Origin of the sequence: Caballeronia zhejiangensis (assembly GCF_022879815.1) — a bacterium.
In the GTDB taxonomy this organism is placed as follows: Bacteria; Pseudomonadota; Gammaproteobacteria; order Burkholderiales; family Burkholderiaceae; genus Caballeronia; species Caballeronia zhejiangensis.
In genome coordinates, this window is the sequence record NZ_CP084283.1 from 2,216,009 (window position 1) to 2,242,802 (window position 26,794).

20 protein-coding genes and 1 pseudogene are annotated in these 26,794 nt (G+C 60.4%); 4 read left to right on the forward strand and 17 right to left on the reverse strand.

The genetic code is table 11. The features are described 5' to 3' along the window. Positions 1-12: 12 nt before the first annotated feature. The 10 genes from LDZ23_RS10635 to pdxR all read right to left on the reverse strand — a co-directional run bounded on the left by LDZ23_RS10635 (position 13) and on the right by pdxR (position 11,584). On the reverse strand, positions 13-1,662 hold the full coding sequence (locus LDZ23_RS10635) for an OmpA family protein (RefSeq protein ID WP_244807510.1): 1,650 nt from the start codon (positions 1,660-1,662) through the stop codon (positions 13-15). A 1,060-nt stretch (positions 1,663-2,722) separates the two neighbouring features. Next, a complete protein-coding gene (locus LDZ23_RS10640) occupies positions 2,723-4,036 on the reverse strand; it encodes an MFS transporter (RefSeq protein WP_244807511.1) in 1,314 nt (437 codons plus the stop codon). A gap of 250 nt (positions 4,037-4,286) precedes the next feature. After that, positions 4,287-4,940, reverse strand: coding sequence for a 3-isopropylmalate dehydratase small subunit (leuD, locus tag LDZ23_RS10645; RefSeq protein WP_244807512.1), 654 nt, complete (start codon positions 4,938-4,940; stop codon positions 4,287-4,289). 154 nt (positions 4,941-5,094) lie between these two features. Next, positions 5,095-6,504, reverse strand: coding sequence for a 3-isopropylmalate dehydratase large subunit (gene leuC, locus LDZ23_RS10650; RefSeq protein ID WP_244807513.1), 1,410 nt, complete (start codon positions 6,502-6,504; stop codon positions 5,095-5,097). 373 nt (positions 6,505-6,877) lie between these two features. Further along, positions 6,878-7,390, reverse strand: coding sequence for an Lrp/AsnC family transcriptional regulator (locus LDZ23_RS10655; RefSeq protein ID WP_244807514.1), 513 nt, complete (start codon positions 7,388-7,390; stop codon positions 6,878-6,880). A 67-nt stretch (positions 7,391-7,457) separates the two neighbouring features. Then, positions 7,458-8,231, reverse strand: coding sequence for an HD domain-containing protein (locus LDZ23_RS10660; protein WP_244807515.1), 774 nt, complete (start codon positions 8,229-8,231; stop codon positions 7,458-7,460). Between the two features lie 129 nt (positions 8,232-8,360). After that, on the reverse strand, positions 8,361-9,044 hold the full coding sequence (locus tag LDZ23_RS10665; RefSeq protein ID WP_244807516.1) for an HD domain-containing protein: 684 nt from the start codon (positions 9,042-9,044) through the stop codon (positions 8,361-8,363). A gap of 120 nt (positions 9,045-9,164) precedes the next feature. Continuing rightward, positions 9,165-9,620 (reverse strand): carboxymuconolactone decarboxylase family protein, encoded by a 456-nt coding sequence (locus tag LDZ23_RS10670; protein ID WP_244807517.1) that lies wholly within the window; start codon positions 9,618-9,620, stop codon positions 9,165-9,167. Positions 9,621-9,643: 23 nt separating this feature from the next. After that, positions 9,644-10,060, reverse strand: coding sequence for a cupin domain-containing protein (locus LDZ23_RS10675; RefSeq protein WP_244807518.1), 417 nt, complete (start codon positions 10,058-10,060; stop codon positions 9,644-9,646). Positions 10,061-10,174: 114 nt separating this feature from the next. Further along, a complete protein-coding gene (gene pdxR, locus LDZ23_RS10680; RefSeq protein ID WP_244807519.1) occupies positions 10,175-11,584 on the reverse strand; it encodes a MocR-like pyridoxine biosynthesis transcription factor PdxR in 1,410 nt (469 codons plus the stop codon). A 181-nt stretch (positions 11,585-11,765) separates the two neighbouring features. Here pdxR and LDZ23_RS10685 point away from each other — a divergent pair, with 181 nt between their 5' ends. After that, positions 11,766-12,425 (forward strand): HD domain-containing protein, encoded by a 660-nt coding sequence (locus LDZ23_RS10685; RefSeq protein WP_244807520.1) that lies wholly within the window; start codon positions 11,766-11,768, stop codon positions 12,423-12,425. A 1,044-nt stretch (positions 12,426-13,469) separates the two neighbouring features. Here LDZ23_RS10685 and LDZ23_RS10695 read toward each other — a convergent pair. The 4 genes from LDZ23_RS10695 to LDZ23_RS10710 form a co-directional block, all read right to left on the reverse strand. Beyond that, on the reverse strand, positions 13,470-14,372 hold the full coding sequence (locus LDZ23_RS10695; RefSeq protein ID WP_244808133.1) for a LysR family transcriptional regulator: 903 nt from the start codon (positions 14,370-14,372) through the stop codon (positions 13,470-13,472). A gap of 80 nt (positions 14,373-14,452) precedes the next feature. Beyond that, the gene (locus LDZ23_RS10700) at positions 14,453-15,580 is read right to left on the reverse strand and encodes a Gfo/Idh/MocA family protein (protein WP_244807521.1); all 1,128 of its coding nucleotides are present in this window, start codon (positions 15,578-15,580) and stop codon (positions 14,453-14,455) included. After that, on the reverse strand, positions 15,577-16,224 hold the full coding sequence (locus LDZ23_RS10705) for a flavin reductase family protein (protein ID WP_244807522.1): 648 nt from the start codon (positions 16,222-16,224) through the stop codon (positions 15,577-15,579). Before LDZ23_RS10705 ends, LDZ23_RS10700 begins: the two co-directional genes overlap by 4 nt. 17 nt (positions 16,225-16,241) lie before the next feature. After that, on the reverse strand, positions 16,242-17,231 hold the full coding sequence (locus LDZ23_RS10710) for a zinc-dependent alcohol dehydrogenase family protein (protein ID WP_244807523.1): 990 nt from the start codon (positions 17,229-17,231) through the stop codon (positions 16,242-16,244). Positions 17,232-17,554: 323 nt separating this feature from the next. Here LDZ23_RS10710 and LDZ23_RS10715 point away from each other — a divergent pair. From LDZ23_RS10715 to LDZ23_RS10725, 3 genes and pseudogenes are all read left to right on the forward strand, one after another. Then, positions 17,555-18,661 (forward strand): annotated as a pseudogene (locus tag LDZ23_RS10715) (alkene reductase); the annotation flags it as partial. Positions 18,662-18,741: 80 nt separating this feature from the next. Beyond that, the gene (locus tag LDZ23_RS10720; RefSeq protein ID WP_244807525.1) at positions 18,742-19,953 is read left to right on the forward strand and encodes an MFS transporter; all 1,212 of its coding nucleotides are present in this window, start codon (positions 18,742-18,744) and stop codon (positions 19,951-19,953) included. A gap of 1,697 nt (positions 19,954-21,650) precedes the next feature. Continuing rightward, a complete protein-coding gene (locus tag LDZ23_RS10725; protein ID WP_244807526.1) occupies positions 21,651-22,244 on the forward strand; it encodes a hypothetical protein in 594 nt (197 codons plus the stop codon). Positions 22,245-23,392: 1,148 nt separating this feature from the next. On the opposite strand, the gene LDZ23_RS10730 is transcribed toward LDZ23_RS10725, so the two are convergent. The 3 genes from LDZ23_RS10730 to LDZ23_RS10740 form a co-directional block, all read right to left on the reverse strand. Further along, entirely contained in the window at positions 23,393-23,533 is a 141-nt protein-coding gene (locus tag LDZ23_RS10730; protein ID WP_244807527.1) for a hypothetical protein, read from the reverse strand. Between the two features lie 711 nt (positions 23,534-24,244). Then, positions 24,245-24,721, reverse strand: coding sequence for a hypothetical protein (locus tag LDZ23_RS10735; protein WP_244807528.1), 477 nt, complete (start codon positions 24,719-24,721; stop codon positions 24,245-24,247). 585 nt (positions 24,722-25,306) lie between these two features. Then, positions 25,307-26,014: a nuclease-related domain-containing protein gene (locus LDZ23_RS10740; protein WP_244807529.1), complete on the reverse strand. Its 708-nt coding sequence runs from the start codon at positions 26,012-26,014 to the stop codon at positions 25,307-25,309. Between the last annotated feature and the right edge of the window lie 780 nt (positions 26,015-26,794).

A 26,794-nucleotide genomic window follows, 5' to 3' on the forward strand; every position in this document is an offset into this window, starting at 1 on the left:
TTTTTCCTATTCTTATGTGCGTGCGATGACTGGCACGTATTCGACAGTGAAATACTGGCTGCTCTTATGGCGCACGAGTTCGCCTGCAGTCGCCTTGCCGTTCGCGAAGATGATGTCGGCGCAATCGAATACCGCCGCGTTATTGACGAACACTCGATACAGTACGCCGCCATCCACAGCATAGGCATTGACTTCTGGAGACAGGCGCACCTGTGCGGGGCCTGCCAAACCGCCGCTCTGCTGATAGTCCTTCCAGACCAGCAACGTCGGCTTCGTGCCAGCCGTCGAGCCGTTGCGCAGGACGGACACGTCCTTCAGCGCGAGATACTGTCCGTTCAGCGTTGCGCCCCAGCTGCTGCCGTACAAGTTCTGCACGTGGTCCCTCACAGGCACGGCCTGATCGTCCGCAACTGACTTCATCGCGTGCGAAACGCGCGGGCGATCGTTCATGCAACTCTTCGTGACCGGCGCTTCGTCGGCGACTGCCTTGGACATCAAGGAGAAAGACGGCGAGACGGGCGTGGCGGCGAAACGAAGGCCGATTGCTGCGGGCATCGTTTCGCGCCAGCCGAAGTCGATGCTATCAGGTGTCGCCGTCGAGACAGCTTCGATGGGCTTCGAAGTCGAACCCGACGGCGCTGCGGCGATCCGGGTCGTGCTCGTCTGCGCCTTCTTCGGACGTGCGGGCCTCTGTGCGACCGCCGTCTGCGTCTGGCCAGGCTTCACGCTCGCCGCTTGCACGCGAGCATCGTCTTGTTGGGACGACAACGGCCGATAATACTGATACTTCGGAACGCGGCTGCTCGCGTAGCTTTGCAGGATGTCGGTTCTCGCGCCAGCCAGATCTACGATCTCGACGCGACGATTCTGCGCGCGTCCTTCCTCGGTCCGGTTATCCGCGATCGGCAAGGTCTCGCCCGCGCCTTGATAAAAAACGTTCCCCGCTGCCACGCCGTGTTCCGCGAACAATTTGGCCACCGTGCGCGCGCGGCGCTCCGATAGATCGGCGTTCAATTCCGAGTTGCCCGTGTCGTCCGTGTGGCCGATCAACAGAATCTTCGCATCGGCTGCGGCAGCCTTGTCGCCATCGCCCGAGGCTTCTGCTAAGCGGGTCGATGTCCGGTATTGTTCTGCGATTTCGGCGAAGTAGACTTTCGCGTCGGGTGTCAGCTCCGCGGAACCAGTCTCGAACTGCGTGTGGCGCGTCGTATCAACGATCGTGAACGAGCTTCCGATCTGTTCAGTCTTTCCCGTGTCTGCCGCCCGGACTTCGAGAGGCGCGGCTGTATAGATGAGATCGTGCTTAGCAGCAATCTTAGAAAGGGCACAGCGCCGGCTGTCGACAGCATGGCCGACCAGTCCGCCGGCGATACCGCCCGCCGTCGCCGCGATGGCCGCTGCCGCCACTTTATTCTTGGGCGCAATGACTGCGCCGAGAATCGCGCCAAGGCCGACGCCCACTGCAATACCGGTGTTCCGGCTGCTGTTCGCACAGGGATCGGGATTGGCGAATGTGCTTTCGAAGATATTGAGGTCGCTTTGTCCAGAAGCGCCCCCTCTGTTGTTGCTTTGAAGGCCGCCAGTGTTGACGCACCCCGTAGCGGCAAAAATAGTGATCGTGGCAAGCCATAACGGCCTTGCCCTTCCGAATGCAATTGACATTCGCCCCTCAGTTCTTGGTTTTTATCGCGTCCGCTCGGCCGCTGCTTTTCGTTGCCCGTCGATGCGGCATGACAGGCCCACCTAGAGTGGTTTACGGCAAGCTCTTGCTTAACTTTAGTGCTCTTTTGTCGCTATGCGGCGAATGCATCGGGGATTTGGAAGCGCAAATGATGAATTGCGTCACGAGCCTGAGCGCGTCGACCTCTTCGAACCGACAAGGTCGCAGGACCAAGCTCCATCGTGTGCCGAGCGGCGCGCCATTTAACATAGTGCCGGTGTCTCACACCGCGCCCATGTGCATGACCTTGCTTACCCGCATCGGCGACCTCAGTCTTGAACGTGATCGCTGCACCGAACGAGGACGCCTTCCCGAGAGCAGCTCCGCCGACGAAGGCTGCAGCCATTGCCGGCACAATCAAGCCTATGAAGGATCAGTTTGCTGAGTCATCGCGCACCAGGCACGTGGCAACTGGCATTGAGCCGAAGCAAATCACAGTCGTGCTCGCCGCGTTGGAAGAAGTGAAGAAGCGATTCTCGTGCGCCTGTTTTTTGAGAGAGACAAGCGAAAGGAAGAGAAGCTTCTCGCGGTCATCGACTAATACTTCCACCTGTTGAACTTGCTCAAAAGGACGGGTGCAATGGCTGAACGAAACCTTTCCTCACGACGAAAGAACGCGGCCCGGCCATTGCGGACATCGAGGTCGGTCGTGTTTCGCGTCTGCACCCCGGTGGATTGCAGACGTTGCCGGCGTCGCGCGACGGCACAGCAGCTACCGCCGTCAGCGAATTAACAATTACGACTCACTCCGGTCAGACGACCATCTCCAAAGCGGTCATTCAGTCGAATCCGGGGGGTGGAAGCTGGAACGCCTCAAAGCGGCCGTTAGCGAACCAAAGCATTCGGCCACAAGCCGCCATTCATCAACACCGACAAGCTGCGGTTCAAACGGCTCGTCTAGTCCCGAAGCGGCCGATAGGCAAAATCCAGAGCGGGGCACGAAGCATGGGACCGTCTGTACGAACGACGCTAGCTTCCCATCTTGTCGGGTGAGGTCACCCACTACTCACGTTTCAGCTCTGTTCTCGCGAACGCTACATCGGATATCCCACCGCCGCGCGCGGCGAGCAGCATCACACCTCCGCAAATTCCGGCGATTCCTAGGGCGACGAACGACGGTCCAAAGTCTGTCGAAATTGACTTCGTGTATCCAACTAGCAATGGGCCGAAGAGCTGCCCCAGGAAGCTTCCGCCGCCGATGACCACGCCGACGGCTGGCACTGCCTTTCTTAGCGGCAGAATCTCCGTCAAATAGGAAGAAATTAGGGGCGTGGGCATTTTCAGCACGAATCCGACCATCAGAATCAATGCGACTTGAGCGTAGACTAGGTGCGTCGGGATCAGCGCGAGACCGATCAGAGTCGCCCCAGAGATGAGCATCGGTATCGCAGCGTGCCAGCGACGCTCCTGCTCATGTCTATCGGACCGATTGGCGATGTAGTAGATACCGAGCATTGACATGACAAATGGCGCTCCCGAAAGCACGCCAACCATCATGCCGCTGATTTGATCGATGCTTTTGAAGATGGTGGGTAGCCACAACGTCAGGCCGTACAGGATGATCTGACTGCAGGCGAACCCGAGCACCAAGAACCAGACAAACGGTTCTTTGAAGATGGTAAGCCAAGAGTCGACCTCCTTGTCCTTATGTGCGGCCTGTTCGTCAGCGATGTGAAATTCGATGAGTTCGCGGTCCGCAACCGACAGCCAGCGCGCGGTGTCGAGCCGTCGCGGGATGGCGCAAAACCACACGAGACAAAAGATCCAAGCGGGCAGCCCCTCGACAATCATCATTACTCGCCAGTCGTGGTGAGCAAGAACCATGGCGGAAATAGGTCCGGCGAGGAATCCGCCTGCAGCCACGCTGAGATTTGAGATACCGAACGCGCGGCCTCTTTCTGACTTTATGAACCACTGAGCCAACAACATCGAAGAAGCCGCGTATATCGGACCTTCAGAGAGGCCAAGCGCGAAGCGGATCACGAGCAGTTCTTCGAAATTGCGTGCGAGACCCGTCAGCATCGCCAGGCCGCCGAACAGCACAAGACAGATCCCAATCAGCCGTCGGGGGCCCAGTCTAAGCGCCAGATACCCGGCCAGCAATTGAGTAACGATGTAGCCCCACGCGAAAGCGGCTCCGACCCAGCCGGCCTGCACGGGGTTTAGCGCGAACTCCTTCGTAATATCCGGCAGTGCCATGCCGACGTTGACTCGGTCGAAGAACGAGATCATGTACATCACGAACACCGCCGGCAAAATGATCAGCCAGCGCTTTCTCGCCGTGCTATTAACAGGTTTTGTTGAGCTCAAAGCCATTTTTGCGTCTCTCTCCATGTTCTTCTGATTGCCGCGGCAGCGCGTGGCCTGCGTTAAGAACGGTTTAATTCATCCCCCGCGAGGAATCGACATACGGCGATGCAAGCAGGAACCTTCCAAACTGGATCGGCCGCGTTGGCCTAATTGCGATGCCACGCAACGATTTGCGGTTAATGCACGCGAGCGCCTCCGCCTGTGTTCTATTCGAACGCCGGCCGCCGCGAATGCAGCGTCATGACGGGCGAGGGATCTATCCCGCCAGCCGAAGGTCGAGCCAAGGTTGCTCCTTAAGCCGGCCGCTCTCGAATTGGCGGATGCTTTGCGACCTGCGCAGCGTCAGTCCGATGTCGTCAAATCCGTGCAAGAGGCAATATCTACGGAATTCGTCAACCTCGAAGGAGTACTCAATGCTGCCATCGATACTTCGCACGAGCTGTGCGTTCAAATCGATGGTCAACTGGAAGCCGACGAAGGTGTTGGTATCGGCGAACAGACGATCGACCTGGTGCTCCGCTAATACTATTGGCAGCACACCATTTTTGAAGCAGTTGTTGTAGAAGATGTCAGCGAAGCTCGGAGCGATGAGTGCGCGAAATCCATACTGCTGCAATGCCCACGGCGCATGCTCTCGAGAACTGCCGCAGCCGAAATTCTGCCGGGCGAGCAGAATCGAAGCGCCGCAGTAGCGTTGCTGGTTCAGGACGAAATGAGGATTGAGCGGTCGCTTGGAGTCGTCCTTACCCAGTTCGCCTTTGTCGAGGTAGCGCCATTCGTCGAAAGCATTCGGGCCAAACCCCGTGCGCTTGATTGACCTGAGGAACTGCTTCGGAATGATCGCATCGGTGTCGACGTTTTTTCGATCGAGGGGGGCAACGACGCCCGTATGTACGGTGAATTCTTCCATTTTGCTTTGTATGATTCAATGCGCCGGCTCAAGCCGGTGATGATGACTGCAACCACCCGTGAAGACTTCAGCGCCGTAGTGACTGCATTTCCGTTTGTTGCTCAAGGTGTCTCTTACCGAAGCCTTTCACAATCCTGCTGCATGATCTGGCCTCTCAACCGAGCTTGCGGATATCGACAAAATGCCCTTCGATTGCAGCGGCGGCCGCCATTGCCGGGCTAACCAGGTGCGTGCGTCCGCCCGCGCCCTGACGGCCTTCAAAGTTGCGGTTCGACGTAGACGCGCAACGCTCGCCCGGTTCGAGACGATCTGCATTCATCGCAAGACACATCGAGCAGCCCGGCTCACGCCATTCGAAGCCCGCTTCCGTGAAGACCTTGTCGAGCCCTTCACGTTCAGCCTGCGCCTTCACGAGACCCGAGCCCGGCACAACCATCGCGAGACGGATGTTCGACGCGACGCGGCGGCCAAGCTTCTTCACGACCCACGCGGCAGCTCGAATGTCTTCGATGCGCGCATTCGTGCACGAGCCGATGAAGATCTTGTCCGGCTTGATTGATTCGATGGGCAGGTTCGGTTCGAGCGCCATATATTGCAGCGCGCGCTCCATAGCGTCGCGCTTGACGGGATCTTTCTCTCTTTCCGGATCCGGAACACGTCCGTCGATGGACGTGACCATTTCCGGCGACGTGCCCCACGTGACTTGCGGCACGATCTCGGCGGCGTTCAGTTCAACGACGCGATCGAAATGCGCGCCGTCGTCGGACTTGAACTGCTTCCAGTATTCGACGGCCCGATCCCACTCAACGCCTTGCGGCGAGTGCGGACGGCCCTTCAGGTACTCGACAGTCGTAGCGTCGACGGCGACCATGCCGGCGCGCGCGCCCGCTTCGATCGCCATGTTGCAGACGGTCATGCGGCCTTCCATCGACAGCGCGCGAATGGTCGAGCCGCCGAATTCGATCGCGTAGCCCGTGCCGCCCGCCGTGCCGATCTTGCCGATGATGGCGAGCACGATGTCCTTCGCGGTACAGCCGCGCGGCAACCCGCCCTCGACCTTCACGAGCATGTTCTTGCTCTTCTTCTGTAAGAGGGTTTGCGTGGCCAGCACGTGCTCGACTTCCGACGTGCCGATACCGTGCGCCAGCGCGCCAAAGGCACCATGGGTGGAGGTATGCGAGTCACCGCACACAATCGTCATGCCAGGCAGCGTCGCCCCCTGCTCCGGCCCGATGATGTGGACGATGCCATGGCGGATGTCGTTCATCCTGAATTGGGGGATCGCATACGCGTCGCAGTTCGCATCCAGTGTATCGACTTGCAGCTTGGATACAGGATCGGCGATCCCGCGGCTGCGGTCGGTAGTTGGCACATTATGGTCTGAAACCGCCAGGTTCGCGCTGTAGCGCCACACTGGACGATTCTGCATTCTCAGACCTTCGAAGGCCTGCGGGCTGGTCACTTCATGCAGCAGTTGACGATCGATATAGAGAAGTGTCGTGCCGTCTTCTTCTGTGTGGACCACGTGGGCGTTCCACAACTTGTCGTAAAGTGTTTGTGCCATGGTAAGCGGAGAATATTGCAACTACGATGCAATAAGGGGGTGGTGGTTGATTAAAGGTGAGCGGACGCGAACGCGGCGACGTTGACAAACTGTCGGCCGGTTGACGCGCTGACGCGTAAGTCGACAATGAGACACTTGTTAAGTCCGGCATCGCAGGTCTGTAGTACGAGAACCGCTGGCGTTAGATTACACAGACACCAATGGAATGTGCGTCTGTATTCGACGGTTAAACTGCGCATGCGCAGTCGTTCTATACTGCGATTCACGTAACTTCAGAATTTTTCAACTATGGACCGCGTGCGGGCGGTGAAAATCGCGCCATCAAAGGTCGCGATTGACTCAAGTATCCAGGCAGATGCATCGACAGCGCGTCTCAGTCCGGTCGCTCATCGTCCTTGAAACTCAATGTGAGTCCCCGCTCCGGCAATGGCAACGCTGTGCGATAGCGGACTTGCTTTAACGCGAAACTTGACCTTATGTTGGCAACGCCAGGGATAGTCGTCAGTTCATCGAGGATGAAACGTTCGAGGCTGGGCATGTCCGCGACGACCACACGCAATAGATAATCGGAATCTCCCGACATCAAATAACACTCCATGACTTCCGGGCGCTTGTCGATTGCTTCCTCGAAGCGGCGCAGCGCAAACTTTTCCTGCTTCTCCAGACTGACTTGAATGAACACGTTAATCCGCAGTCCTAAGGGCTCGGGATTGAGCAAGGTAACCTGCTGCTTGATGAGGCCGAGCTTTTCAAGGACGCGAACTCGATTGAAGCATGGCGTAGTCGACAGGTTGACAGCTCGCGCCAGTTCGGCGTTCGTAATGCGGGCGTTCAGTTGCAGTTCGTTGAGAATCGCGATATCAATTCGATCCAACTTGCGAGCCATAATATGGAGGACGTTTTAAGCCCCGGACGGTTGTTATCGAGTGGCCGGAATCTTCTATCTGAATAGACTATTTTCTTGCAGCCCAAGGAGAGTTACGCATAAGAGCGCTGAAGTCTCGACGGATGAAGTGGGGATCTTCGTAGGCCATTACATCCGCCAAACCGGTGCCCTGAGTTGTTTCGGGCCGATGCCTAAGGCTGTCATAAAGAGCACGCATGAATGCCTCGGCGAAGTCAGGCGGGTGAGGATAGGCCGTCTCGATGGCGTCTCGCTGGTCGGCGGTGAAACCTTCGTAGCCCGCGCCCACGAGGTCCATGTTGGCTCCCTGAGCAACGAGTGCGGCCAGCGGCGACACCTGCGCCGGGATACCGTTCGTCGTATGTAGCGCAATCGCAAGCCAAACCTGTTCGCTGGCGGCTTCGGAAATTCCATGGCTTCGCAGGAATTCCCGCGCGGCGTCGGCACCGTCGACTTCATATCGCTTATGGCTTTGGGCATACCTCTGCGTCAAGCCGTAGTCATGAAACATGGCCGCAACGTACAGAAGCTGCGGGTCGTAAGGTATGCCGCTTCGTCGCGCTGCTAAGGCAGCCCAGTAATAGACCCGTGTTGAATGCTTAAAAAGAAAGTCTCCCTCGGAATCACGGATGTATTGAGCGGCGTCGCGAGCCAACTTGCTGTCGGGGATCGCGACGTCCGAAAGCCTGTCGGCCGCTTCGGGGATTGGGAGGTCCGGCGCAGGAGCCCGGTCAGCGGCACGGACGTCAGCCGCTCGAACGAAGAATAGAATGGAAATGACAAGCACAGCGCAAGCCGTGCTCAGTAAGTTACCGATTTTCATAGTGCAACCCCTTTTCAACGAGCTTATGCATGCTGCCGTCATGTCGGCGAGCGATCGCTATGTCATCGCTCGCCTCCATGGTTGTTGTGTGATCCTTGCTAAGACGCTCGGGACGATGGTCACCGTCAATTACACGTGCTGATGCGCGGGATCCTGACACCTGCAGGCGTAGTGCGAGTCGTTCCAGGCGTTGCCCAAGATGATGCTGCAGAAGTTCATGCGGCGGAAGCCGGGGTCCTTAAGCGCGAGGACGTCGTCGTTCACTGTGCCGAAGGTCGAATCAGGTCGATGCTTCATTCCCTCGTTGAATGCATCGATGATTTGCTCCTTGAAATTCTCTCCGCGTGGGTGAGCGCTGACCACCAGCGTGCGCTGCTCCTCGGTGAACTCGTCGTAGGCGAGGCCAAGGACATCCATTTCGACGCCGGCGGTCACCAGTTGAACCACCGGCTTCTTGAACGGGGGAATACCGGGGGTCGTATGCAACGCTATGGCGTCCCATACCAGATCAATCTCATCTTCGGGCACGCGATGATTTTGAAGGAAACGTCGAGCGGCGTTTGCGCTATCGACTTCGAACCGATTCTGGGACGCGCGAAACTGGGCTGTCAGCCCGATGTCATGAAACATCGCGCCGATATAGAGAAGTTCCGGATCGTATTTCAGCTGCTTGCGCTCCCCTGTCAAAGCGCCGAAAAGAAACACGCGAGTCGAGTGATGGAACAGTAAATCCGACTCTGTGTCGCGAATAAGCTCGGTGGCCGCACGCGCCATCGCGCTGTCGGGAATCTTGATGCCTGCAATGATCGTCATGAATAGGACTCCGAATGTAAGTACTGATGCCGCAAAGTTGTTCCAGTTCCGCGTTTGAGATATGGGCGCAGTATCTGCCGAATTCGAGGCGCTTAGATGGTGTGCGCACCCAGTGTGGGTTTACTGTTCCAGCACAGCCTGAGGCGTGTTCCGGAAGCTGATTGCCATACGGTTGTAGGTGTTCATCAGGCTGATCGCGATGGTCAAGTCAACCAGTTCTCGCTCATTGAACACGGTGCGGGCAGACTCGTAGGATGCGTCGGGTACACCGGTCTGTGCCACCAGCGTGACCGATTCCGCCCATGCGAGGGCTGCGCGCTCGCGGTCATCGAACAGATGGCCCGCTTCCCTCCACGCCTGCACAAGCGCCAGCTTTTCGATCTTCACGCCTTTCTTCAGGAGGTCGCGTGTATGCATGTCGAGGCAATAGGCGCAGTTGTTGATCTGCGAGACGCGCAGGTAGACGAGGTCCACGAGAACCGGCGAGAGGTCGCTCTGCATGACGTAGCCATAGACGCCGCCGAGGGCTTTCACGCCAGCGGGCGCGATCTTCGTGTAATCGAGACGCTTGCTCATGATGTGACTCCTTGATGAGGGGCTTACTTGATAGGGGTAGTCAGGGATTGGTCGTTGCTGTCCGCGATGAAAACGGCGAGCAACTTTGCCGGCTTCGTGTTGCTCGCGTTGCGGCTTATCCGGTGAATGGCGCCAGGCGCCTCGAAGAAGCTCTCGCCAGCGTGGTAGACGCGCTTTGGACCATCGTCTACCTGGGACTCGACGTTGCCCGACACGACGTAGGCATAGATGAAAGCCGAGCCCGCGTGCTTATGGGCGGGCGACGCTGCACCCGGTGGGTAATCGACGATGACAGCGGTCAACGACTTGCCCGGTACATTGGGAATGGCGTGTTGAAAACTCGGTGTGACTGTTTCAGTCGTGCCATGCGCAGACGCCGGAACGGCGATGGCAAAGGCCATAGCTGCGCCGGCGGCTCTCACAACAGTTTGGATGTTCATGATGTCTGGCTCCTTTGTGTTGCTCCATTGTCATGTGACGCGGGGGCACGCAAAAGCACCAGGAATGAACAATTTCAATGCACCAAGAAGCGAGTCCCGGCCGCATTCGCTAAGTCAGTGGCGCCCCCGAACGATTTCCAAGAGGCGAGAACAGTTGGCCGCCACTGTTCTTTCACTGAGATTCGTGACACCGAGCAGCAGGCCCTGTTGCGCGGGCTTGCGCGTGTACCAAGGCGACAAGGGAACTGGGGCCAACCCGAATAGTCGCGCCCGGGAAGCGATATCCGTATCCGATACGGATTGAGGCAGCGCGGCAACCACAGTCATGCCTGCCGCGGCGTGGACGCTGAGTGATTCCGAAGACAGTTCATTCAGACAACGAACCAGGGCGGCCTGTCGGGCAGCATAGAGACGCTTCATACGTCGCAGATGGCGGAGGTAGTGTCCATCGTGCATGAACTCCGTTACAGCATGCTGCACGGATGAAGTCGGCGCGGGCGCGAGGCTCGCCGCGACTTCGCCGAACCGGCGCGCCATGGCGAGCGGAACAACAAGAAATCCCAGGCGCAGTGCCGGGCTAATCGTCTTACTAAAAGTGCCGATGTGCAGTACCCGACCGTCTTGATCCAGCGAGGCCAGTGCCGGTGCGGCCCGTCCTTTCAGCTGCAACTCGCCGAGATAATCGTCTTCGATGATCCACGCGTCGTTTTGTTTTGCCCAGCCAAGCAGTGAAACGCGTCTGGGAAGTGACATCGTCATTCCGAGTGGCGCTTGCTGGCCAGGGGTCACCACTGCGAGGGCGGCTTCAGGCGCACCACGGAGGCCTGCATCGATATCGAGCCCGTCCGCGTCTACCGCAACCGCTGCCACGGTCATGCTGGCAAGGCCGAGCGCCGTACGCGTGAGCGGAAAGCCAGGATCTTCCATCCAGGCCTGTCTGCCCTCCAGTTGCAACCCGCGAATCGCCAGGTTGAGCGCGCCGGCAAATCCTGCCGTGACGAATACTTGCGACGGACTGCAACGAAGCCCGCGTGAGACGGCAAGATACGACGCGATCTCCTGTCGCAACTCCGGCTCGCCCCTGGGATCGGGATATCCCACAGGCGCGGCTGCGGCCCGCCGCGCCGCACGCGACTGGATGCGCGACCACAACTTAAACGGAAAGGCGTCCTGGGAGGGCACGCCCATCTGAAACGCCAAAGGCGCCGTGCTGAAGTCGTAAAAGAGATCCGGAAGCGGCGGTGCGTCCGGTGCCCATTTTGTTGTCGCCGGCAAGGGGCGCGCCGCTACCCGAGTGCCCGCAGCGCCCATGCCGACCGCGAACTGCTCGTCGATCAAACGCTCATAAGCGGCCCGCACGGTGCCCCTGGACACGCCGAGTTGCGCAGCGAGATCGGACCAGGACGGCAGGCGCGCGCCGGAGGCAAGCTGGCCCGACTCGATCGCACCTCGAATCGAGCCGTAAATTTGCGCGGACAGCGGGATGCGCCCGGCGCGATCAAGGCTTACAGAGAGCGTTGCCATGGGCGCGATAGTACATTGGAATTCCTCAAACTTGGGCCTTTTCCATAACCTGTAGGAAGCGTAGCGTCCTAGGGTGTAGCCCCTCCAGCCGCTTCCGGTGCGCAGTCTTCGCCGCCGTGGGGCGCTCCGGAAATCCAGCGTGCGGCAAGAACCGCGCGTTCTTTACAGCGCGAGTACCTCGATGAAGCAAGATCAAGCAGCGCAGGCGAATCAAACGCTCGACATCGTAATCCCTGACAGTCAGCTGGTTCGGGAGGTAACACAGCTTATTCGCGACACCGAAAGCGAACTGCTGTTCAACCACTCGACACGGGTCTACCTCTGGGGCGCGCTGTTGGGAAAAAGAAAGAGCGTCACCTTTGACCCGGAGCTGCTCTACGTTGCGGCCATGTTCCACGACATCGGTTTGACGCCGGCCTATCGCGAAAGTGAACTGCGTTTTGAAGTCGATGGCGCCAACGCAGCGCGCGATTTTCTACGCAGCCATCATGTCGACGAGGCGGACGTAGCCAAGGTGTGGACCGCTGTAGCGCTCCATACCACGCCGGGCATTCCAGAGCATATGCACGGTGAGATCGCGCTGGTCCAAGCCGGCGCCGGGATGGACGTGGCGGGACGGGGCTTTGATGACTTCACCGACAAAGAGCGCGCGGCGGTGGTCGCAGACTTCCCGCGCGGCGCTGATTTCGCCGGCAAGATGATTGACGCCTTCTACGACGGCATGAAACATCGGCCAGGCACCACCTTCGGCACGTTCAACGACGATTTCCTGGCGTACAAGGACCCAAGCTTCGAGCGCGTGAACTTGTGCAGCATCATCTTGAATTCCCGTTGGGGCTAACGTCCTTTCGGACCATCGAATAGCGTGGCCAACCGCACGGCTTTCGCCGCGGCGAAAGCCGCAATGATGAGCTCTACGCGCACATGGGCGCTTGAGCTTCGCAGACGGGCATCACTGTCGGTTCCGTCGCGCCCTGGCCAGCCGGAACCTACTATTTCTGCAGAGTACGCCCGTTGGCAGAGAAGCCGAGCAGCGTTTGTGTCGCTTGTGGCGATTGAAGCAATTTGGCAAGCCTGAGGACCTCGCCGCGGCCGTAGCATCTCTTCTTTCCGAGAATGCGGGCTTCATCACTGGACAAACGGTGGTAGAGGTATTTAAGGACGCAACATCGCGCTTCGGTAACGCGCCCGAAACGACTATGCGACGGTCACCGGCGCGGCAGCAGCTAGACTCACAACTTTCTCCGGTTCGTCAACTGCTAATGGCATAAAGACGAACTTTTACGCCGCTCCAGCAATGGGGCGGCTTTTCTACCCATACCCTGAACTGAACGACTGTTGCGCTCCGCCAAGAGACGCCCATGGCGGCAAGTGTTGATTGGCCGAAGTGGGCCGTCAAGAGCCGGTGCCCGGGGACGGCCACCGTTCGAGGATTGCGACAACCTGCCGAAGCCGAAGGCGTGGCTCCGGTTACAGATGTGCTTGCACGCCGCGCATTGCGATAAGTGTGATTATCGTAACGGCGGCGTTCGTTTGAAAACTCGCTGATCAGCGAACGCGCCAGCCCCTTCCCTCGCTCGCCGATCGGGCCGCGCAATGCAACCTTGCTGCAGTCCAATGTCGAGGAGGTCGGTCGTCGACACGCTCGGGCCACGCGCCACGCTGCATGTGGTGGACGACGGCGTGCGTGGCATCGCTTTCGTCGCATTCCCGTTGCAACCGGCGGGCGCGCCCAGCGTGGAGCGTGCCCAGCACCGTCGTCGATGCGGCAGGCGTCGCTTATCGTGGCTATGCGACAGCCCCCGCGGGTAGCGAAGCGACCGACCGGGCGAGTCCGACGGCGGGAAGACGGCAGGCCCAAGCCTTTTCGCGCGCCGCATCACGGCTAGCCGCCATCCGGGGTTTGCGGAAACAGATGCTCGCTCAGAAAGTCCACAAACGCGCGCACTTTCGGCGGCATCATGCGTCCCGAAGGCCACAACGCGCGAAACGGAACGCGGTCGTGCAGGAACGCGTCCAACACGGTCACGAGCGAGCCGTCGGCCAGTTGCCTGCGCACTGCGAAATCCGGCGCGTTGGTGAGCCCGAGCCCTTGTTCCGCCATCGCGATGAGTGGCTCGACCGCGCTCGCCACCGCCGTCGACGGCAGCTCGACTTCGACGGGCGCACCGTCGCGCATCAACGCCCAGCGCCGCAATCTCCCGGTGCGCGAGAAACGATGCTGAAGGCACGCGTGCCCGGCCAGGTCTTCCGGCTGGGCCGGCACGCCGTGCCGCTTCAGATAGTCCGGCGAAGCGACGATCACATGCGTGTAATGGCCGAGCGTGCGCATCGTGAGTTGCGAATCGAGCGCATCGCCCGTGCGCAGCACGACATCGAATCCATCCTCGATGACATCGACGATACGATCGCTGAAATCGATATCGATCTGCACCTCGGGATAGCGCCGCATGAACGCCGACAGCACCGGCATCAGCAACGTGCCGACGAGCGGAATGCTCACGCGCAGCCTGCCCGACGGACTCGCGCGCGACAGCGCAAGTTCAGCTTCTGCCTCTTCGATCTCGCCGAGTATGCGCTGGCAGCGCGCGAGAAAAAGCTCGCCTTCGCTCGTCAGACGCACACTGCGCGTGCTGCGATGAAAGAGCCGCACCGCGAGCCGCGTCTCCAGGCGCGCAATCGCCTTGCCGATCGCCGATGCCGAAAGCCCCAGTTGCCGGCCCGCTTCCGCGAAGCTCAGGGTTTCCGCCGCGCGCGTGAAGACGACCATCGCGCTCATATGATCCATCGCCCCGCCGCCGCCCGCGTGAGCAACGGGCGCACGCACGGCGGATTCCGACTGTTTCATCGCGACGCTCTCCCGAATACTCATGTCGATGTCCGCACGTCGATGAAGCGCCGCTGCGCATACGACGCCTGCGCAGCGTCGATTAAGCGATGCATGTTCACGGCATCGGCGAACGTGGGGGCGGTACGCGTGCCGTGCCGCACGTCGTCGGCGTACGCCCAGTACAGCTCGGCGAGTTCCAGCACCGACGAAGGAAGGTCGGACGCCGGCAAGCGATGATAACGCTCCGGCACCTCGAGACGTTCAAGCGGCGCCTTGTCGCCATGCGCGCCGTGGATCGCGTAGTCGTCGCCGGCATCGCCGAACGCCGACACGTTGGTCACGCGCAGGTCGCCCTGCGTGCCCGTGATGTCGATCTGCACGCCCGAGCCGTTGCGCTTGCCGCCTTCGATATGCACCGACAACACCGCGTTGCGCTCGAGCATGCCGGCGAGCACGAGCTGGTCGGGCGTCGATGTCGGCATCGACACGCCCGTCTCCCTGATCGTGACCTCGGGAAACTGGTTCGGTGTGAGCGCGGCGATCGACACCGGCCAGCCCGTCGACGCAAACAGCATGTCGAGGAAATGCCCGCCGTAGATCGATACGACCGACGAGAAGTTCTCCGGCGGCACGGTCCATTCGAGCGCGCGCGTTCGCATCGCCTGGAAGTAGTTCATGCTCACGTGCATGCGCACCGAGCGCACTTCGCCGACGTAACCTTCGCCGATGAGATCGTGCACATAGCGGTTGTGCGGAGCGAGCCTGCGCTGCAATCCGGCGACATGACGCACGCCGCGCGCGTCGGCGAGGCGCAGCAGCTCTTCCGATTGCGCGAGCGTCGTCGTGAGCGGCCATTCGCAGTACACGTTCTTGCCCGCCGCGATCGCGCGTTTCACGGTCTGCGCATGTTGCGGCGCGGTGTTGAGCACGACGACGAGATCGATGTCGTCGCTTTCGACGAGTTCGTCGATCGACGCCGCCACGCGCCCGATACGATACTCGCGCGCCGCTGCTTCGGCCGCCTCGCGCCGATGGCTATACACGGCCTGCAACGCGTACTGCGGCAACAGATCGAGCACGCGCAGATGACCGTGCCGCGCCCAGTTGCCGACGCCGATCACGGCCACGCGCAACGGCGCCTCGTGTTGTGCAAGAGCAGGCATCATCTCGAACCTCCGCGTATGGTGCGCGTGTCCCAGGTATGCAGGGGAATCGCGGGCAGCCGGATCACGTCGTGCGTCCGGACATAGGTGTTCGCTTCGCCGCGTCCGATCAGACGCAGCTTGCGCGTGTCGATGTAGGCGCGTGCGGCGTCGATGACCGCGCCGTCATCGACGTGCATCGCGACGATGCGCCCCAGTACGAGCGAGCGCGACGGCCCGAGTGCGATGATGTCGAACAGCCGACATTCGAACGACACCGGACTCGCTGCGATACGCGGCGTGCGGATCACGCTCGAAGGCGCTGCGACGAGCCCGGCCTCCGCGAACTCGCTGCGCTCGGGCGGAAAGTCGATCGCGGTGACGTTCATCGCCGGCAGATTCGACTCGCCGACGAGATTGACTACGAACTCGCGTTCGCGGCGCACGTTCTCGCCCGTGTCCTTTCTGTCGCTCTGCGAACGATGCAGGATGCTGAACCCGACGATCGGCGGGTCTTCACCGAAGGCATTGAAGAACGAAAACGGCGCGGCGTTCGGCTCGCCGTTTTCGCCGAGCGTCGATACCCACGCGATCGGGCGTGGCGTGATGGCCGCGCCGAGCAGCTTGTAGCGCGCGCGGGCATCGATCGATTCGAAATCGAATTGCATGTCGCTCTCCTTGCTCGTCAGACCGTCACCACGATTCGCCCGAAATGCTCGTTGCGTTCGAGCAGCGCGTGCGCGTCGGCCATGCGCTCAAAGGCAAAGCGCTGCGCGATTACCGTGCGCAGCGCGCCCGAGCGCAAGCCGTCGAAGATGAACGACGCGGCTTCGCGCTGGCGTTGCTCGTCGGTGGTCGTCGAGAACAGGTTGTAGCCGTGCACGGTAATGCGTTTCGAAAGCAGCGGCAGTACCGGCAATACCGTTTCGTCGGTGCTCAGTGCGCCGTACAGCAGGATCGTGCCGCCCGCGCGCGTCGCGTCGATCAGCCGCGCGAGCGTCTTGCCGCCGACCGGATCGAAGACGAGATCCGCGCCGCGTCCTCCGGTGATGCGCATGACCGCATCGACGAGATTCTCCTTGTCCGTCACGATCACGTAATCCGCGCCGAGTTCGAGGAGCGCGTCGCGCTTCGCGGACGTTCGCGTGAGCGCCACGGCCGTCGCGCCGAGTTGCTTCGCGACCTGGATAGCGCCGATGCCCACGCCGCTCGACGCGGCCGGAATCAGCACGACATCGCCCTGTTTCAGGCGCGCGTCTTCCGTGAAAGCCGCGTAAGGCGTCACGAACACGTTCCAGATCGCGACCGCGTCTTCATGCGAAAGCCACGCGGGACTCTTGACGACCGCGTGCGCGGGCGCGAGCACGCGTTCGCCGTACATGCCGTAGTCGTTCATCGAAAACGACGGCACGGTGGACACCGCGTCGCCGAGTGCGACGTGCGTGACGTCTGCGCCGATCGCATCGACGATGCCCGACGCCTCGTAGCCGACGCGCGCCGGCAGCTTCGCGGGCTCGACATACGCGCCGCGCCGCCACATCGACTCCGCGCGATTCAGGCCGATGGCCTTCACGCGAATACGCACTTCGTTCGCCGCGGGCGCGAGATCGCCGACTTCGGTGTACTCGAAGACGTCGGGGCCGCCGTGCCGCGCGAAGGTGATGATTCTTGCCATGATGCATTCCTTCCGGTCGATTTGAGTGGACGAGAGGCGCGCTTAGGCGGCACGCCTCGAAGTGGCTCGAATTATCGGAACGGTCTTCACCGCAATAAATCGGGATACCGCGAACTGACTGTTCTTCGCGGCCGAACAATGCCGTTTCATCGGCGCGAAGCCGCGCCAGCCGGGCGGCGCGCCATTGCGGACGCGCACGGCCGCAGTGCCGCGACCGGCAGACCGTTTTTCTCGCGGCGGCATTCCCCTACATTGGCCTCAAGCGTCGCCGCTCATGGCGCCGGCAGCATCCATCCCGAATACCACAGCTTGAGGAAATCGAAATGTCCACGCTCTTTTCGCCGGTGAAAGTCGGTTCATATGCATTCACGCATCGCGTCGTGCTCGCCCCGCTCACCCGGATGCGCGCCGAAGACGGCGCACGCCCCGGTCCGCTGATGGCCGAATACTATGCACAACGCACTTCGCCCGGCGCGCTGCTGATCGGTGAAGCGACCATCGCCGCGCCCGAAGGCAACGGCTATCTCGGCGCGCCCGGCCTCTACGACGACGCTCAGATCGAAGGCTGGAAGACCATCACCGATGCCGTGCATGCCAAGGGCGGCCGCATCTTCCTTCAGCTCTATCACGCGGGACGGCAATCGAATGCGCAGTTGCAGCCGGACGGCGGGCAGCCCGTGGGGCCGTCGGAGATCGCGCATGGTGGCGTCGCTTATACGGAATCCGGCTGGGTGCCCAACACGCCGAACCGCGCGCTGCGCACGGACGAGATCGCGGGCATCGTCGAAAGTTTTCGGCTCGCGGCGGCGCGCGGCGTGAAGGCGGGCTTCGACGGCGTCGAGCTGCATGCGGCCAATGGCTATCTGTTCGACCAGTTTCTTCAGGACGGCAGCAACCGGCGCACCGACGAATACGGCGGCCCGATGGAGAACCGCGCGCGTCTTCTGCTCGACACGACGCGCGCCGTCATCTCCGTGTGGGGCGCGGACAAGGTCGCGGTGCGCCTCGGCCCGAGCGGTTCCTGGGGCGACATGTCGGACAGCAATCCGCAAGCGCTTTTCGGCTACGTCGCCGATCAACTCGACAAACTCGGCATCGCGTATCTGCATCTGATCGAGCCGCGCATCGCCGGCAACGTCGAGGACGATACGCGCGACCAGCGCCCGGTCGCGGCGCAATCGCTGCGCGCGCGCTTTCGCGGTCCGATCATCGTGGCGGGCGGCTTCGACGGAGACAGCGCCGAAGCGATTCTCCAGTCCGGCGACGCGGATCTGGTCGCGTTCGGACGTCACTTCATCGCGAATCCGGACTTGCCGGAGCGGCTGCGCAAGCATCTTCCGCTGAACCCGTATGACCGCCCGACATTCTTCGGCGGCACGGAAATCGGCTATACGGATTACCCGTTCTATCGCGAAACCGCGCTCGCGGCCTGGGAGGCCGTGCGTCACGCGCGCGGCGGCGCCGGACAGCGCCGCCGCGCTTTCCTTTGCATTCGACGACAAGATTACTCATGGATATCGACCATACCGCGCCCGCGGATTCGCGCGCGGCCGCATGGTGGCCGTGGCTCGCGGTGCTCTCCATCGCGCTCGGCGCATTCGCATTCGTGACGACCGAATACATGCCTGTGGGCGTGCTGCCGGCCATCGCGCGCGATCTCGGCGTCACGCCGGGCACCGCCGGACTGATGACCACGACCCCAGGCATCATCGCGGCCTTCTCCGCGCCGCTGCTGCTGCTCGCGGCGGGCCGCGTGAACCGGCGGCTGATTTTGCTGTTGCTGTCGGGCGCGCTCATCGCGTCCAACGCGCTCAGCGCGCTCGCGACAAATTTCACGACGATGCTCGCGGGCCGCGCGCTGCTCGGCCTTGCGCTCGGCGGATTCTGGACGGTGGCGCTCGGCGTGTCCGGGCAGATCGTCCCGGAAAAGGATAGCGCCCGGGCCAGCGCGACGATCTTCATGGGCATCACGCTCGCGACGGTCATCGGCGTGCCGCTCGGCACCTACATCGCCGACGCGTCGTCGTGGCGCGTGTCGTTCTTCGCGACGGCGGCGCTCGCGCTCGCCGCACTGCTGTCGCAGGCGCTGTTGCTGCCGCAGTTGCCGCCGCGCGTGGCGGCGCGCGGCGCGGATTTCGCCCGTATGCTGGCACGCGGCCCGGTGCTGCGCAGTCTCGCGCTCGTCGCGCTGCTGTTCGGCGCGCACTTTAGCGCCTACACCTACGTCGCGCCCTTTCTCGAGGACGATGCCTCGTTCGATGCCGCCCGCGTGAGCGAGCTGCTGCTCGGCTTCGGCATCGTCGGCTTCGTGTCGAACTTTGCCGCTTCGGCTTATGTGACGTCGCACCCGCGCGCATCGCTCCTTACGATGGGCGCGCTCGTGATCGCTTCGCTCGTCCTGCTGCCGGCGTTCGCGCACACGCCGGGCGCGGTCGTCGCGGGCGTGCTGGCGTGGGGCTTCGCGTATGGCGCGATTCCGCTGGGCCTCAGCGTCTGGATGCAGTCGATGTCGCCCGGACAGGCCGAAGCGGCGTCGGCGCTTTTCGTGAGTGCGGTGCAGACGGCAATCGCGGCGGGATCGGTAGCCGGCGGCGTCGCGTTCGACCGCGCGGGCGCGGCAGGCTCGATGCACCTCGGCGTGCTGCTGTGCACGGCGGGACTGGCGGTGCTAGCGAGCTTCACGACGACACGGCGCGCGATGGTCGTCGTGTCAGGCGAATAAACGTGCGGCGTGTCTGAGCCTAAAGGCGCCTTTGAACAGGTCGTTACGTCGGATATCACGGCCATGGCATTTACCATGGCCAAGGTGGATACCGTGCCCATGGTAGCAAGGTCATTCGAACCCTTCTCTTCGCGGCGATGCCGACGTGCCGACGATCCCAGCGATCGGCGGCTCGCCGCTGCGACCAGTGGTGACATCGTGTCGACCTCGCTTTACCTACCACGTGATGCAGCGGTCTTAACCGTGTACCCGGACGACAAAGAGGAGCACGCATGGTGGACCGTGCGCGCAGATAAACCGTGCGTTCGAAGGATTCGTTTAAACAGCTTCCTTCTGGTCGCTCCGTCTAACAGCTTCGCCAACCTTCGCGACGGGCGCCGACCAGCCGGCATTAAATCTTTTGCCGACCTCGAGAGATTCGCTGAATGGCGACAGCGGCCTACCTTACCGATCGTTATCTCAAGGTCAATAGATCATCCTATGGTGCGCGCTCAAGATCGACTTCAATGCTGACGCCGTCGCGCACGTTCCTAAGCTTCCCCGTGTTATGCGCAAAATGTCTTCCAGCACGGAGTATCTGTCGGTCTCAATGGTCAGGGCGCTATAAATGTAATTTGGCTTTCGCTATCGCTGCGCAAGCAGAGCAACCAAGGAGCAATGCAGGCGCCCAGAGGGCGAATCTACTGCCGCCCGGCTGACACAAACGTCTTGGTGAAACGGTGAGTTTCATTTCAAGAGATTGCCTGAACGGCCGACGCAGCACTTCGGCCTTTGCGGACATCGAGGTCGGTCGTGTTTAGCGTCTGCACCCCAGTGGATTGCAGACCTTGCCGGCGTCGCGCGACGGCACAGCAAATACCGCCGTCAGCGAACTAACACTACGACCCCGATCGGTCAGTCGACTTTCTCGAAACCGGCCGTTCCACGCAGCTCTGCAAGTGGCCATTGTCGCCAGTCGCCTCTCTAATTTCGCTTTGCCATAGATTTTGGATCAGAAATTCCTCGCAGCAAGATCTCGTCAACCCAGTTCCGGTCACATTGGTCAGGCGTGCGTCGTGCAAAGCAAGCCGGCGCGCTGGCATCGCGTGACCGAAGCGCTAGAACAGCAGGGTTCATGGATGGACGACCCGTCATCCTGAACGGGCCGCCATCCATCGCAGCATGACTGAGCGGTCACGATCCAATCGCCATACTCCGCTGTGGGAAACGGCGCGGTGGCGAGTGGCTCAATGTTGCGTTCAATGCCGTTCCGGTCGAAGCCGTTCCCAGCGCAGACACCAGCGCCCACGAACGACTGCGAGAAGGGACGAAATTAAAAGCCACCCCATTTTCGAGAGCTTTCGCTTGCTCGCACGCGCCTGTACCCCGGTACAGTGGACTTGGTCGGTCGAGCCTGGACTTCTCAGCCACGGGAAACCAGAAGCGCTGCCTCGACGGCACGGAACCAACTCGCATTGCCCCACCCACGAACGACTACCGGTGAACTTTGAAGCACTAGGCATCACTAGGGTAATGAATATCCCTTTCTCATACTTACAAACGCCATGCCCCTCCTCGGAATGCGACATTTACCTGCAGCGTCGTGACGCAGATCAATGCTGCGGCAAGTCACTACATCTTCAGCTCGAGCGCTTTCTTACTGCGTCGTGTGAGCAAGTTTGATGCAAGCGAGGAAGCGCTATGTCGGAATGACCACAATGACGACTTCATTGGAAATAAAGATAACGATCAACGAGTTTGTCACGCCAGACTTGTTTCGCGCCGTGTCTGCCGTCTCAAATCCAAGGCAACGAGCGGCGCTACTTAAGCGCCTCGCCGAGGACGCGCTGCGCAACAGCGGTCCGACTAGTCAGATAGCGTCTTCGGCGACCTCCGGTGCGGCAGGCGCCGGTGTCGCGCCGCGGGTGATCCAATCCGGAGCAGAGCCAAGTTCATTGTCGATTAAGCCTGCGTGCCTCTTCTCCGAGACAGGCGTTTGCGACGAAGACCCAAGGCAGTTCGAATGCACGGCCGACGTGGCAGGAGCCCGCTCACAGCGTGAGACCGTCGCGTCTTTGGTAGCAATCGTCCCTGACTGCGAGGCAAGCGCGACGAGTTCGACAAAAGAACCGACAATGCCCGAGCAACCTGTCGAATATGGTGAGACGCCCCAGGCGCACACTACCGCCCAATCGAGCGTCAAGCGCGACTTCCTAACGCAGGCGTTGGTAACGGCGACGCTCGCTATTGAGAGAAGCGCATACCGGCTCCGTTGCGCCATCATCGGTGAGAAAGAACGGCGAAGAAGATAATTAGTAAATGACGGAGCAGCCTTGCACTGCCCGCTGCTCCTTGCGTGCGAACGATCCGACACATGCATGATTCCGTTCTTCGTTAGCGGTAATTCCTCCGCATCTGGCGAACCCAACTGAGGAGGGTCAAGTTTGTGTCCGCAGCCATAACTTGCGGACGCAAACAGGACCCCAGACGATCTTGATTTCCTCCCTTTCAAAGTTACGCATATCGATGAAGGCGGCCGCGCTGCTTTGATCCAGAGAGCAAGCGCCGGTTGATCGAGGCATGCCAAAGACCGGGAACGTCTGTGTCCGGACTGGCCCTCATGGCTGGCATGAACGCCAAACAGTTGCGCAAATGAATCCAGCGAGCGCAGACTAGAGTGCCACCGAGCGGAGAGGCCTCTTGACGTCCGGGTGCCGGCGTTCGTGCCCGTCGTAGGGCTCGCACCTGCCGGGGCAGCGAGGTCCGAAGCCTTGCCAGCCTCCACGCGACGTGAAGCAACGCGGTCCTAGCACCGCCCGCCGTTTTCCACCCGCCTGGTGGCGCAGTTTCCCAACGGAGTGAGTCCTAACTTGAATGTGGCCAACAAGATACGGCGCTGATCGGCGCGCTGAGGAGTCGCTGATGCTGCGCTTCGCCGATGACCTGAGGGTCAATCTCTACCGCGAGCCGGTCGACTTCCGTTGTGGCATTAACACCCTTGCCTTCCCTCGTCGACGACTCGATGCAGATGGACCCGCTCGCCCGCGCCGTGTAAGGTACGGGCGAAATTGCGCCGAAGGCGCAGCACGAGGAGGCCATGCGTCAGGTGCGCGAAGCGGCAGGCCACAGCCGGCCATCGATTGCAAACGCGTATCTATCTATCGACGCATAGGGTGCAGCAGGAAGAAGCGCCCGGCGTCACCTTCGACCAGGTCCGTGATGCCATCGTTATGTTCAACGGCAACAAAAAGGCTGGCGCAAACTTCCTTCGGATCTCAAGGCAAAGCGTGTATCGAATGCTCGAGCGAAGCCCTGAGTGTGACAAATAGCAGAAAGTCCCCACTTGTCACACGCGAAAATTTTGGAGTTCTCGTTTCGTGTCAGAGGGTTAGCGGAGAGGGACCAGCACAAAGCGCCATATCAGTGATATGGTCTGTGGGTTTAGTCCGGCGCTTTTCGGTCAATTCAAGAGCCAATCCAACGACCGGCTTGTCATAGCGTAATAGGTGAGAATGGCGGCCAAGGCGAGGACCACAGCGATTTGCGGTGCGAGCTTTGCGCGCAGGCGGTAAGCGGCGCAAAGGTAGTCGATCGGCGACATGCGTTTCCTGTGTGGCGGTTGCTGGCCATCGAAGACGCACGCTTTTTCGTGTGTGCCTTTCGGAAGCAGGCGGAAGTATCCTTTCACTCAGTTCACCTCACCTCCGTTCACGCCCGCGTGTGGCGGCAAGTAAGAGACAGCAGCGCCGCAATGCTTCATTTCAACGCTTTCGTTTCAGCGAGAGAGGCAACTTCGTCCGCGACGATTTCCCGCCCTCGATTGTTACTGCGGAAGCCATCTTTGCGGCCATTACTATTCCTCGTGCGCGCTCGGGTGGCGCCGTTTGATACGCGTGGTCACTTGACCCGTTTTCTACTCGTGTCTTTCGTTTTGTACTCCGAACTAGGAACGGGCCGTCTGAATAGGATACGCGGACATGCGTACTGAAATGTGTCAGATTTGTCCGCTCTTGTGTTCCCCGATCGATGTGATTGGCAACCCACGCTAGAAGCGACCTGTGCTAGGTCCACTGACTTGCGTGCCTCGGAACGAGCCGCTAGTTCGCCTGGGCCGTAACCTCCGAGTTTGCTTCTGCAGGCCGTGCAGCGCCCTGAGGGTGGATTTCGCGTTGCATGATTGGGGCAAGCCGCGTCGTACGCCGCGGCTTGCAATGAACGAAAAATTGCAGACGCGCTGACGGCGCGCGTCGGCTATCAATCGGACTATATCGATGATCCGAGAACCCAATGGCCTCAATGGCGAACTATACGGTTAGCGATCCGCCGTACGAACATCCGAAAAGCAAATGTGCCCGACCACGAACAACGTCAACGATGTGAAGCAAAGCAAAACTGTTTCAATGACTGCGCGCAAGTCCCAGGTCTTCGTCGTGTAGACCAAATAGCCTGCACCGATAAGCGCCCAAGCGCTCAACAAGTGGGCGAATTGTCCATTAAGCCGCCGTTGAGACTCACTCGGCGCTTCAAAGAGTCGCAGTTTGGACAAGCAGCGCTCGCGAATGCTTAGCCTCGCGCCTACGACATATTCACCGTTTTGCTTCCGTTCGACTCGATAGCTGACCCCATCTACTTTGACGCTCATACTGATCTGTCGCTCCGACGTCTCTAGCATACCGAGCAACGCACTTAGCCGCGGCGACAGGGTGAGACGAGATGACGCCTGCACCACGACATGATCCGTCAGATCCAGACCGCCTGCATAACGGACTTCCAATACAGCGACTTTCATAAAACCTCCTTAGGTTGAAATATGCATGCCTTCAGCGTTATGCCGAAAGCGGACTACAACGGTTGAAAACAACGATGGCGGCGGTATGCGCGTCGCGATCAGCTAAGCCCCATCGGCCCTCAAGCGCAGACACGATGGAAATAATGTGGAGGTGGAGCGGCACGCGAATTGTTGCCGTCGATAAACGTCCGGTTCGGCTAATCGGCATCAAGAACGCGACCGACAATGGCGGCGACACGTCCGACGCGCTCGCGAGGGCAAGCGTGTTCTTAATTCCGCCGGAATAGAGAGATGAAGATCTGGTGACGAGCGAGCAGAAGCCGCTCGCCTGACATGTCGATGCGTTAAAACGCGGTGGGTGAATTCAATATAGGCCGACAGCCGTTCTCCGTGAGGCGGAAAGCTTCGAAAAAACGCAGTCTTTGCGGTTTTGCTTGGAGCCGCGCCGAGTTCGGTCCCGAACGAGAGGTACGGATCGCTCTTGTGGCCGCGTGCCCGAGTTGAATCGACGCTGCGCTTGCCCTACCCTTGGCGTTGTTTCGCCATATCGCTTTCGTTGTACTTCCGCTCCGGTTCTTCGTCGCGTTACCGTCTTGTTTCTAAACGACGGGTGAGCGCCGCCCGGTGATCGACAGCGTGACTGGCATCGCCGGCATGACAGCATGTCCGAGCTATCAGGCTATCAAGTCGCGCTGCGTCCAGATGACGTGCATGCGTTGCGCGAAAGCTGAGCAATCTCGTGCGCAAAAAGTAATGTAAATCGGGCAACGCTAGAACGCCGTCCGGTGCGGTCGGATGAAGGCAACAGTCCGCCTCAGCAAATACGGCGATACTCTCGACCGGGCAGTCGTGTTGAGAGAGCACTGACCGTAGATAACGCACCGCCGGCTTTGCGCGCCGTAGAGGCGACGTGTGCACCGTGATGCCGCCCAAGTCGTCGATCACGAGCAGCTCATCTTCGTTGGTCCCTGGCCTGACCTCGCCCCTCCAGTCGTAGTAATTGACGACGAAAACACCGAAATGCGTAACGGCGAGGCAATGGACCAATGTCGTTGCGTTTGCGGTTCCCGGCGCATGTTCGAGGGTTACGTCTTCATGAAAGCGCACTTGGCTCTCACACACGCGGCCGAATACGGGCGCGATTCGGCGGCGCAGCCAGCGGCAGACCCGCCGACGGCGGGCGCCTGAGACTGAATCGTGCTCTTGCGGATGAGTGGCGTGATCGGCGCCGCTTTGCATTCGATCGTTAAACGGATGGAATGCGGCTTCTCGTTTCTGAATCGGGTCTCTCATTTCGTTTTCTCGCGGTTGGTTTATTGCGGTCATCAATCAGTGTCGCCGTGCGCTGCAGGTTGATGGACGACGCTTTGCTAAGTTGGCCTGGCTCGCTCGCACCCAGCAAAAAACATTGAGCGATAGGCATCGTGACGTCGAAGATTGCTTGGCGTCCTGGTTATGGAACCGGCAATCGCGCGCAATTAAAAGCGGCGCGAGCGTCCGATTGCCGCGTGATAAGTTGCGTAGAGCGCGTTCCAGTGGGTGCACGTTTATGCACATTCCCGACGACATGATGCGTCTGCAATCAGAAGGTTTCGAAGGGCGCCGAGACGCTTCATCTGCGCGGGGACAAGACAGGTTTCTTTCTCTAGACGCTCGAGCCGCCTGAGCCAGTAGGACCGGTCAAGGTAAAGCGGCATGGGCGCTGCATTCGCGTTTAGCAGGTGGCGTATCACGCATTCAAGGTGCTCCAATTCGGCGTCCGCGAACCGTGAAGGTCGCTTCAGCTCCGACGCTCCAGACGTTGCGGTGGGTTGCCGTTTCATCGCACGCATGCTTTCGCTCCGCCAGAGCGAGGGCGCTTGGCGCGCAGCGGGTCGCGCGTGCGCGCTCGAGACCACATAAGGCGCGAAATACGCTGCTTAGGAGGGGCGCTGTGCGCTCGTTGTGCGAGTGGCGGATGACACAGACGTTTCGTTGTCGGCATAGCGGCGGATAACTGGTTTGAACAAAACCAGCATGCCCGCGACAAGAAAAAGTCAAGGCGCGACCCGTGACCTGCAGGAAATACGGAAA